Source organism: Brevundimonas sp. (assembly GCF_050729455.1).
Classification (GTDB): domain Bacteria; phylum Pseudomonadota; class Alphaproteobacteria; order Caulobacterales; family Caulobacteraceae; genus Brevundimonas.
Genome location: NZ_JBOHLI010000076.1, coordinates 1 through 9,579, shown reverse-complemented (window position 1 = coordinate 9,579; position 9,579 = coordinate 1). Strand labels below are relative to the sequence as shown.

The following is a 9,579-nucleotide window of genomic DNA, read 5'->3' as shown; positions in this document are numbered from 1 at the left end:
GCCCCCGCCAGCATCCGCTCGGCGGCGCGGGCCAGACCGGCGTCGGCGGGGTCGACGTCGCGCAGCTTGCGGTCCGTCTCGCGCGCCCAGGCGGCGAAGGCGCGCTCGGCCCGTTCGTCGCCGATGAAGCGGGCGACCAGGGCTTTCAGGTCGCCGACCGAGGCCCCGGCGGAGGCCCCGCGTCCCTCCATCCAGTCCGGCCCCAGCCGGTCGACGAAGGCGCGGGCCTGAACCCGGTCGATCAGGCGCGGACGGCCCAGTTTCGATACGGCGACGAAGACGCCGAGGTTCAGCGTCAGACTCAGGAAGACCCCCGCGGCATAGGGATCGCTCAGCCCCAGTACGGCCGGGATGTTCAGGCCGAAGCCGGGGGCCAGCTGGGGCGCCGCCAGCAGAACCAGCCAGACCGTCATGCCGACCGCCAGCCCCGCCAGCGCCCCGCGCGAGCGCCCGCCGCGCCACAGCACCGCCCCGAACAGGGCGGGGGCCAGCTGGGCCAGGGCGGCGAAGGAGACCAGCCCCATGGCCGCCAGTCCGCTGGTCTGGTCCATGACCTGATAATAGACCCAGGCCATCAACAGCAGGGCCACGATGGCCACGCGGCGGATGTTCAGGATGGCCCGCGCCATGTCCCCGGCGCGCTCGCCCCGCCGGCGTCGTTCGGCGGCCAACAACGGCAAGACCAGATTGTTGGACACCATGGCCGACAGGGCCACGGCCTCGACGATGACCATGGCGGTCGCCGCCGAGAAGCCGCCGACGAAGACGATGGCGGTCAGGACCGACTGGCCGGAGTTCAGCGGCAGGGCCAGGACCAGCAGGTCGGGATTGACGTGGGGTGCGAACAGGCCGCCGGCCGCCACCAGGGGCAGGACCGCCAGACTGGTCAGCAGCAGATAGACGGGGAAGATCCAGCGCGCCCGCCGCACCTGGGCGGGATCGCCGCCCTCGACGAAGGCGACGTGGAACTGACGCGGCAGGCAGAAGATGGCCAGGGTCGCCACCAGGGTGATGGCCCAGAAGCGTCCGTCCAGATCGGGCCAGCGGGCCAGATCGCCGAGGCTGGCCGTCACGTCGGCCGAGGCCGGGGCGTGGCGCAGCAGCATCAGGGCGAATATCGCCACTGCCAGCAGGGCGGCCAGCTTGACGATGGACTCGATGCCGATGGCCTGGATCAGGCCGCGGTTGTGCTCGGTCAGGTCGGGACGGCGCGCGCCGAACAGGATGGCGAACCCGGCCAGCACCGCCGCCATGACCAGAACCGTCAGGCTCTCGGAACCTGCGACGGGTGTGCCCGCCGTCAGCATCTCGCCCGCCATGGACAGGGATTTCAGCTGCAGGGCGATGTAGGGCAGGGACCCGAGGATGGCGACGGCCGCCACCGCCGCGCCCAGCGCCGGGCTCTTGCCGTAGCGCGAGGAGATGAAGTCGGCCATCGAGCCGACGTTCTCGCGCCGGGCCGCCGCCGCGATCCGCTTCCACAGCGGGAACAGCACCGTCACCCCCAGGGCCGGGCCGATGTAGATGGGCAGGTATTCCCAGGCCGACCGCGCCGCCGTCCCCACCGCCCCGTAATAGGTCCAGGAGGTGCAGTAGATGGCCAGGGACAGGGCGTAGAGCGACGGCCCCAGCGCCCCGCCGCGCGTCTTGATCGACGGCCGCTCGTACCACCAGGCCACCGCGAAAAGGGTCGCCATGTAGGCGGCTGTCAGGGCCAGGGTCGCGAGGCTGAACATGACCGGCATCTGGGACGGAGCGGGGCTGGGGGACAAGAACAAAAAAGAGAGGCGGTCCGGCCGAAGCCGAACCGCCCTGCAGGTTGGCGAAGCTTATCGGCCTCAGTCGTGGATGTTCACGTCCTTGCCTTCCTTCACGAAGAGGACGCCGATGATCAGGGTCAGCACCGCGATCGCGATGGGGTACCAGAGGCCGTAGTAGATGTTGCCCGTGGCCGCGACCATGGCGAAGGCCGTGGTCGGCAGGAAGCCGCCGAACCAGCCGTTGCCGATGTGATAGGGCAGCGACATGGAGGTGTAGCGCACCCTGGTCGGGAACATCTCGACCAGAGCGGCGGCGATCGGGCCGTAGACCATGGTCACATAGAGGACCAGCAGGAACAGGATGCCGATCACCATGGGCTTGTTGACCAGGGCGCTGTCGGCCTTGGCCGGATAGCCGGCCTCGGTCAGGGCGGCGGTCAGACCGGCGTCCCAGGTCTTCTTCTGCGCGTCGAAGTCGGCCTTGGCCAGGACCTTGCCGTTGAAGCTTGCGACCACGCGTTCGCCGATGCGGACCTGGGTCACGGCGCCGGCGGGGGCGGCCTCATTGACATAGGTGACGCCGGCCTTGGCCAGGTGGGTCTTGGCGATGTCGCACGAGCTGTTGAAGACGGTCTTGCCCACCGGGTCGAACTGGAAGTGGCAGTCGGCCGGATCGGCGTAGACGGTCACCGGCGCCGAGGCGGCGGCGGCGGCCAGACGCGGGTTGGCTGCGCCCGTCAGGGCGTTGAACAGCGGGAAGTAGGTCAGGGCGGCCAGCAGGCAGCCGACCAGAATGATGGGCTTGCGGCCGATCTTGTCCGACAGCCAGCCGAAGAAGACGAAGAAGGGCGTCGCCAGCGCCAGGGCGGCGGCGATCAGGATGTTCGACAAGGCCGGATCGACCTTCAGCGTCTTCTCGAGGAAGAAGAGGGCGTAGAACTGACCCGTGTACCAGACCACGGCCTGACCGGCGGCGAGGCCGAACAGGGCGATCAGCACCAGCTTCAGGTTCGGCCACTTCATGAAGCTGTCCTTCAGGGGTGTGGTCGAGCCCTTGCCTTCGGCCTTCATGCGCTGGAAGGCCGGGCTTTCCGACAGCTTCAGGCGGATCCACAGGGACACGCCCAGCAGCAGGATCGAAACGATGAAGGGGATGCGCCAGCCCCAGCTGAGGAAGGCTTCCTCGCCCACGGCGAAGCGGACGCCCAGAATGACCATCAGGCTGAGCAGCAGGCCCACGGTGGCGGTGATCTGGATGAAGGAGGTGTAGAAGCCGCGCTTGCCGTGCGGGGCGTGCTCGGCGACGTAGGTGGCGGCCCCGCCGTATTCACCGCCCAACGCCAGGCCCTGGATCAGGCGCATCAGCACCAGGATGATCGGCGCGGCGATGCCGATGACGGCGTAGGGGGGCAGCAGGCCGACCACGAAGGTCGACAGGCCCATCAGCAGCATGGTCACCAGGAAGGTGTTTTTGCGGCCCCACAGGTCGCCCATGCGGCCGAAGACGATGGCCCCGAACGGACGCACCGCGAAACCGGCGGCGAAGGCCATCAGGGCGAAGATGAAGCCGGTGGTCTCGTTCACCCCCGAGAAGAACTGGGCGGAGATGATCGCGGCCAGCGAGCCGTAGAGATAGAAGTCGTACCATTCGATGACGGTGCCGACGGACGACGCAAGGATCACCAGCCGGTCGTTCTTGTCGACCGTGTGCTCCGCGCCCCCCGCCGCACTCATGGTGCGCTCGGTCATGGGCAGTCCCTTCCTGTAGGGTCGCGTTTCGCGACCGTTTCCTCGCGATCCTGTGCCGGATCGTCAGGGGGAGAGTGACAGCAGGTCGCAGGGTTTGGAGAGAGCGACTTTGGTCGAACGGCGGCGTCCAGGGCTGGCCGTCGCCGTGAATAATGGTCTGGCGGGCGTTTCCGTGTTGTCGCGAGCGGCGACAGGGGCCACATGAAGGTTTGACGTCGCCGTTCGGCGGCCCGGCGCGAGAGGACATCAATGGCCCGCAAGCCCAACTACAGTTTCGAACGGCAGGAGCGCGAGCGCGCCGAAGCCAAGAAGGCCGAAGCCAAGGCCGCCGCCAAGGCCGCCAAGAAGGCCGCCAAGGCCGCGGGTCTGACCGAGGAAGACGCCGAGCCGTCCGAGGACTGACGGCCGCGGGGCTACAGGCCCATGCAGACGTATTTCAGCTCGAGGTAGTCCTCGATGCCGTGGCTCGAGCCTTCGCGACCCAGGCCGGATTGCTTGATCCCGCCGAAGGGCGCGACCTCGGTGGAGATCAGGCCGGTGTTGACGCCGATCATACCGGTCTCCATCGCCTCGGCCACGCGCCAGACCCGCCCCATGTCGCGCGCGTAGAAGTATCCGGCCAGACCGAACTCGGTGGCGTTGGCCATGGCCAGCCCCTCTTCCTCCGTCTCGAAACGGACGACGGGCGTGACGGGGCCAAAGGTCTCCTCCTTGCAGACCTGCATATCCTGGGTCACGCCTGACAGCACGGTCGGCTGGAAGAAGGTCCCGCCAAGGGCGTGGCGTTTCCCGCCGGTCATGACGGTCGCCCCCTTGGTTGTGGCGTCGGTGATATGTTCTTCGACCTTGGCGACGGCCTTGGCGTCGATTAGCGGACCGATCTGGACGCCGTCCTCCAGTCCGTTTCCGACCTTCAGCGCCTCGGTGGCTTTCGCCAGCTTGGCGACGAATTCGTCGTGGACCGATGACTGGACATAGAAGCGGTTGGTGCAGACGCAGGTCTGGCCGCTGTTCCTGAACTTGGACGCCACGGCGCCGGCCACCGCCGCGTCGATGTCGGCGTCGTCGAAGACGAGGAAGGGGGCGTTGCCGCCCAGCTCCAGGCTCATCTTCTTGATGGTCCCGGCCGACTGCCGCATCAGGGTGCGGCCGATTTCCGTGGACCCCGTGAAGCTGATTTTGCGCACCGTCGGATTGGAGGTCAGCTCCCCGCCGATGTCCGAGGCCGATCCGGTCAGGACGTTGAACAGGCCGGGCGGCAGACCCGCCTCCTCGGCCAGAACCGCGAGCGCCAGCGCCGTCAGCGGCGTCTGGCTGGCGGGCTTCAGCACCACGGCGCAGCCGGCGGCCAGGGCCGGGCCGACCTTGCGGGTGATCATGGCGGCGGGGAAGTTCCACGGGGTGATGGCCCCGACTACGCCGACGGGCTGGCGAATGGCGATCAGCCGCTTGCCTGCGTCATAGGTGGGGATGACCTCGCCATAGGTGCGCTTTCCCTCCTCGGCGAACCATTCGATGAAGCTGGCGGCATAGGCGATCTCGCCCTTCGCCTCGGTCAGGGTCTCGCCGGTCGCGGGGTCCGTCACCTCGAAGGTCGCGCCGTCGTCGGCCCCGACCCAGGCGCCGTCGATGTAGGCGAGGCTACGGATCAGACGGTCGTCGGCGGGGGTGGGCATGGCGGGAGGCTCCGTTCAGATCGCGGTCGATAACGCCCCGAAGCGCGCCCGGCTGCAACCTTGAAAGGGTCAGCCCAGGATCAGCCCCATGCGGACCAGGGCGGACAGGCTGACGGCCTCCATCTTGGTCATGACCTTGGCGCGGAAGACTTCGACGGTGCGCGGACTGATGTCCAGGTCCTGGGCGATGGCCTTGTTGGAGCAGCCGAGGATCAGGGCGTCGAAGACCTGACGCTCGCGCGGGGTCAGGCGGGTCAGCCTCTGTTCGGCGCCGGCGCGGGCCGCCTGCTCGTGCTCGACATCGTTCAACCGGGCCAGGCAGCCGCGCACGGTTTCGATCAGGCGGCGCGGATCGAACGGCTTCTCGATGAAGTCGACGATGCCGGCCTTCATCATCTGCACCGCCATGGGCACGTCGGCGTGGCCGGTGATGACGATCACGGGCCAGGCGTGGCCGCGCAGTTCGGCCAGCTTGGCCACGACCTCGCCGCCGTCCATGTCGGGCATCCGCACGTCGGTGATGACGCAGGCCGTGGCGTCCTTGGGCAGGGCGGCGAAGAAGTCGACGGCGCTGGCGAAGCCGCGCGCGCGAATGCCCTCGCCGCGCAGAAGCATCAGCAGGGAATCGCGGACGGCGGCGTCGTCATCGATGATGAATACGGAATGGAGGCTCATGCGTTCTCGACGCCCGCTTCTCGGTTCAGGTTGAAGGAGAAGGCGGCGCCCCCCAGCGCGCTTCTCGAGACTTGCAGTCGACCGCCGTGGCTTTCGACGATGGTGCGGGTGACGGACAGGCCCAGACCCATGCCGCCGGACTTGGTGGTCGTCATCGGCTGGAAAATCCGGTCGACCTGGTCGTCGGCGATGCCGGGGCCGTTGTCCTCGACGCTGATACGGTAGTGGCTGTCCGAGACCGGGCGGCCGACGATGACCACCTCGGGCGCGGCCTGGCCGCTCACGGCGTCCACGGCGTTGCGGGCCAGATTGACCATGGCCTGCTGGAACTGGATGCGCTCGGCCTGGACCCGATCGTTCTCGGTCTGGACGTCCAGGCGGATGGCGACGCCCTTGCTGGCGCCGATCATCGCGAGGATGGGGCCCAGGTCCTCGACCATGGACGAGGCGCGTTCCATGTCCAGATGGCGGACGTCCAGCGACAGAAGCTCGCGCATCCGGCGGATGATCTTGCCCGCGCGCAGCAGTTGGCCCTTGGCCAGTTCGACGGTCCGCCGGGCGCTGTCGCCCAGGGCGCCGGCCTTCTCCATGTCCACCTGGCTGGCGTGCAGATAGGTGGCTGCGGCGCTGAGCGGCTGGTTCAGTTCGTGCGCCAGGGTGGCGGCCATCTCGCCCAGGGAGTTGAGGCGCCAGACCTTGTTGAGCTGGGCGTGCAGTTCGCGGGCCTGGGCGTCGGCGGCGTGCCAGCGGGTGAGGTCGGTCAGGCACAGGGCGATATGTTCGCCGCCCGACGGCCCGGGCGCCAGACCGTACTGGATGCTCAGGGGAAAGCCGCCGCCGTCGGGGCGCAGGCCGGTCCAGTGGCCGTCCTTGGCCTCCAGCGCGCCGCCGGGCGCTCCTGTCGCGAGAATCGTCGCGACGTCAAAGCCGGGCGCCAGTTCAGCGAAGGGGCGCCCGCGCGCGGTCTTCTCGGTCATGTCGAACAGGGCGGCCGCGGCGGGGTTCAGATGACGCACTTCGCCGCTGCGCTCCAGCGTCACCACCGGCACGGAGGCCAGGGCGGTGTTGAGCATGGCGTCCTTGGCCGCCAGCTGCCGGGACAACTCGCCCGTGCGGCCGTGCAGGGCTCTCAGGCCCCAGCAGATTTCGGCCAGGAGCCAGGTGACCCCCGCGAACAACAGGGCGTTGGTCAGGGCGTCGGAAAGACTTTCGCGCGGAACCAGGATCAGGTTGACGGTGATGGACAAGGCGACGGCCAGGGCCGTGGCCGTGCGGCGCGCCAGCATGGCCGTGACCACGACGGCCGGGACCATGGGCAGGTAGTAGAACTGGCCCAGACCTTCCAGAAGACTTCTGAAGCCGACCGCACCGCCGACAGCGACGATCGCCAGCAGTATCCCGCTCCAGCGCCGGCGCGACACGGCGGCGGCGAGGGACAGGGTGCTTTCCATCGCTGAATGAATGGGATCTTCTCCTCAATGCTTCCGGCGGTGAAGCTGTGGAAGAGAAATCTACAGAATCTCACCGAGGCGCGCCTTCTATACATTGGTCGATGTTTTCGCAAATGCGGTGTTAACCTTGGTGTTTTGCGGTCACGCTTAGGTCTTAATTGATATCGCCGTTTTATATAAAGGCATGAAAATGGCCATTACTGCAAACGTGGTTTCCAGCCGTTAACGATAAGTTTTCTCCCTTTGCGTCCGGCAAGGAAGGCTTGGCTATAAGAACTGAATCCACCGCAAATTCTGACGATGTGCGGATTTCTACGTAGCTCCTGATTTACAGAAATCTACGTTTGTTCGGCCAAACAGAACCTCATGATCACTGAGGTAAAAATGCTCGTCGAACAGAGTAATGTTAAGCGCCAGAACGGTGCGGCCTTCATCCCGCTTCTCGCCGGCCTCGCCGCTGCGATCGGCTTCTCCGGCGTCGCCCAGGCGCACGCCTTCGACGCCCAGATCGGCGTCGCCAGCCAGTACGTCGGCAAGGGCATCGGCAAGAGCGCCGGCGACCCCAGCGTCAACGGCTCGGTCGGCGTGTCGCAGGGCGACTTCTACGCCAATGTCTTCGTCTCCACCGCCAAGCTGTCGCAAGGGTCGGACTCGGAGATCGTCTCCACCCTCGGCTGGCGACCCAAGGCGGCCGGCTACAGCTTCGACTTCGCGGTGCAGAACCGCGACCTGCCCGGCACGCGCGCCGGGGTCGACGCCAACTTCTGGGAATATCAGGCCGACGCCTCGCGCATGATCGGTCCGGTGAACACCCGCGTGCGCGTCACCTACAGCCCCGACAGCTTCGCCGCGACCAAGGAAGCCTGGTGGGTCGAGCTGCAGGGCACGGTCTCCGTCGGTCCGAAGACCAAGGCCTCGGCCTCGATCGCCGATCGCACCGCCGACGGCGGCGCCGAATACGCCGCCTGGAACGTCGGCGTGAAGCACAAGCTGACCGACAAGCTGGCTCTGGACGTGCGCTGGTACGACACCGACAGCCACGCCCTGGGCGAGAACTACGACGGCCGCCTGGTGGGCGCGCTGACGTTCGCGCTCTGAGCCGATTGAACAGCAGGACATTGGGGGAAGAGACGATGGGTATGTTGAGCGATCTGAAGATCGAGCGGAAACTGACGGCGGCCTTCGCCGTCGTCATCCTGGCGATCGTCGCCATGGGCGTGACGGTGTTCATGCAGGTCAATGCGCTGGAAAGCGCGCGCATGGACCGCGTCCGCGCCTCTGCGACACAGCGCGAGGCCGAGGCGGCGAAATTCTATCTGGCGCGCCAGGAAAGCAGCTATCGCGGTTTCCTGCTGTCGCGCGACGCCTACTACCTGGAGCGGCTGACGGCTCACCGCGAGAATTTCGGCAAGAGCCTGGATCGGATCACTCAACTCGACCCCACCAGCGAAGCTGAAGTCCGCGCCGCTCGCGCCGCCGCCGACGACTGGGCCAAGAACGTGGTCGAGGCCGGCCGCGTGCTGGCCGTCGATCCCGGCACCTACGCCCAGGCCGTGGCCATGGTCGGTCGCGAGGGCTCGGCGGACAAATACATCAGCCCCGCCGAGGACGCGCTGGAGGCTCTGGTCGAAGAGAAGGCGCAGCAGAGCCGTGTCTATGGCGAGGTCCAGGACGCCGTGGCGAAATCGGTGCGGATGGTGCTGATCGGCGGCGTCGTCCTGGCGCTGGCCATCGCGGCGGCCATGGCCTTCCTGCTGACCAACCTGCTGGGCAAGCCGCTGCTGTCCATGACCTCGGCCATGCGTCGCCTCGCCGGCGGCGACACGACGATCATCGTGCCGGCCATGGGCCGCAAGGACGAGGTCGGCATGATGGCTTCGGCCGTGACCGCCTTCAAGGACGCCGCCATCGCCAACGCCCGCCTGGAAGCCGAGGCCGTGGCCCAACGCGCCGCCGCTGAGGAAGAACGCGCCCGCGTCGAAGCCGAGAAGGCCAGGGCGGCTGAAGAGGACCGTATCGCCATCACCGCCCTGGCCCAGGGTCTGCAGGCCATGGCCAACGGCGATCTGACGCACCGCATGACGGTAGAGGTCGCGCCCAAGGCCGAACAGCTGAAGACCGATTTCAACGCCGCCATTTCGCAGCTGGAGCAGGCCGTCGCGGTGGTCGTCACCAACGTCGCCGCCATCCGTTCGGGTTCGAGCGAGATCAGCCAGGCCTCGGACGACCTGTCGCGCCGCACCGAGCAGCAGGCCGCCTCTCTGGAGG

The 9,579-nt window shown here is 67.5% G+C and carries 7 protein-coding genes and 1 pseudogene; 3 read left to right on the top strand and 5 right to left on the bottom strand.

What is annotated here, in order from left to right; all coding sequences use genetic code 11:
• Together ACREEF_RS14675 and ACREEF_RS14670 are read right to left on the bottom strand one after the other, a co-directional pair.
• Positions 1-1,736 (bottom strand): annotated as a pseudogene (locus ACREEF_RS14675) (hybrid sensor histidine kinase/response regulator); the annotation flags it as partial.
• A gap of 102 nt (positions 1,737-1,838) precedes the next feature.
• The gene (locus tag ACREEF_RS14670; protein WP_431566310.1) at positions 1,839-3,509 is read right to left on the bottom strand and encodes an MFS transporter; all 1,671 of its coding nucleotides are present in this window, start codon (positions 3,507-3,509) and stop codon (positions 1,839-1,841) included.
• Between the two features lie 249 nt (positions 3,510-3,758).
• Between ACREEF_RS14670 and ACREEF_RS14665 the strand changes: the two genes are divergently transcribed.
• Positions 3,759-3,911: a hypothetical protein gene (locus tag ACREEF_RS14665; protein ID WP_199183607.1), complete on the top strand. Its 153-nt coding sequence runs from the start codon at positions 3,759-3,761 to the stop codon at positions 3,909-3,911.
• Positions 3,912-3,922: 11 nt separating this feature from the next.
• On the opposite strand, the gene ACREEF_RS14660 is transcribed toward ACREEF_RS14665, so the two are convergent.
• The 3 genes from ACREEF_RS14660 to ACREEF_RS14650 form a co-directional block, all read right to left on the bottom strand.
• Positions 3,923-5,185, bottom strand: a complete 1,263-nt coding sequence (locus ACREEF_RS14660) for an NAD-dependent succinate-semialdehyde dehydrogenase (protein ID WP_431566309.1) — start codon at positions 5,183-5,185, stop codon at positions 3,923-3,925.
• A 69-nt stretch (positions 5,186-5,254) separates the two neighbouring features.
• Entirely contained in the window at positions 5,255-5,860 is a 606-nt protein-coding gene (locus ACREEF_RS14655) for a response regulator transcription factor (RefSeq protein WP_431566308.1), read from the bottom strand.
• On the bottom strand, positions 5,857-7,311 hold the full coding sequence (locus ACREEF_RS14650) for a two-component system sensor histidine kinase NtrB (RefSeq protein ID WP_431566307.1): 1,455 nt from the start codon (positions 7,309-7,311) through the stop codon (positions 5,857-5,859). Before ACREEF_RS14650 ends, ACREEF_RS14655 begins: the two co-directional genes overlap by 4 nt.
• 384 nt (positions 7,312-7,695) lie before the next feature.
• Here ACREEF_RS14650 and ACREEF_RS14645 point away from each other — a divergent pair, with 384 nt between their 5' ends.
• Both ACREEF_RS14645 and ACREEF_RS14640 read left to right on the top strand, forming a co-directional pair.
• Entirely contained in the window at positions 7,696-8,409 is a 714-nt protein-coding gene (locus ACREEF_RS14645) for a TorF family putative porin (RefSeq protein WP_431566306.1), read from the top strand.
• A gap of 35 nt (positions 8,410-8,444) precedes the next feature.
• Positions 8,445-9,579: HAMP domain-containing protein (locus ACREEF_RS14640; protein ID WP_431566305.1), on the top strand; the 1,135-nt coding region annotated here is incomplete at its 3' end.

What these genes read in the sequence shown, in the direction of transcription:
- ACREEF_RS14665 (WP_199183607.1), top strand. Translation starts at nt 3,759, where the DNA reads ATGGCCCGCAAGCCCAACTACAGTTTCGAACGGCAGGAGCGCGAGCGC.
- ACREEF_RS14655 (WP_431566308.1), bottom strand. Translation starts at nt 5,860, where the DNA reads ATGAGCCTCCATTCCGTATTCATCATCGATGACGACGCCGCCGTCCGC.
- ACREEF_RS14650 (WP_431566307.1), bottom strand. Translation starts at nt 7,311, where the DNA reads ATGGAAAGCACCCTGTCCCTCGCCGCCGCCGTGTCGCGCCGGCGCTGG.
- ACREEF_RS14660 (WP_431566309.1), bottom strand. Translation starts at nt 5,185, where the DNA reads ATGCCCACCCCCGCCGACGACCGTCTGATCCGTAGCCTCGCCTACATC.
- ACREEF_RS14670 (WP_431566310.1), bottom strand. Translation starts at nt 3,509, where the DNA reads ATGACCGAGCGCACCATGAGTGCGGCGGGGGGCGCGGAGCACACGGTC.
- ACREEF_RS14645 (WP_431566306.1), top strand. Translation starts at nt 7,696, where the DNA reads ATGCTCGTCGAACAGAGTAATGTTAAGCGCCAGAACGGTGCGGCCTTC.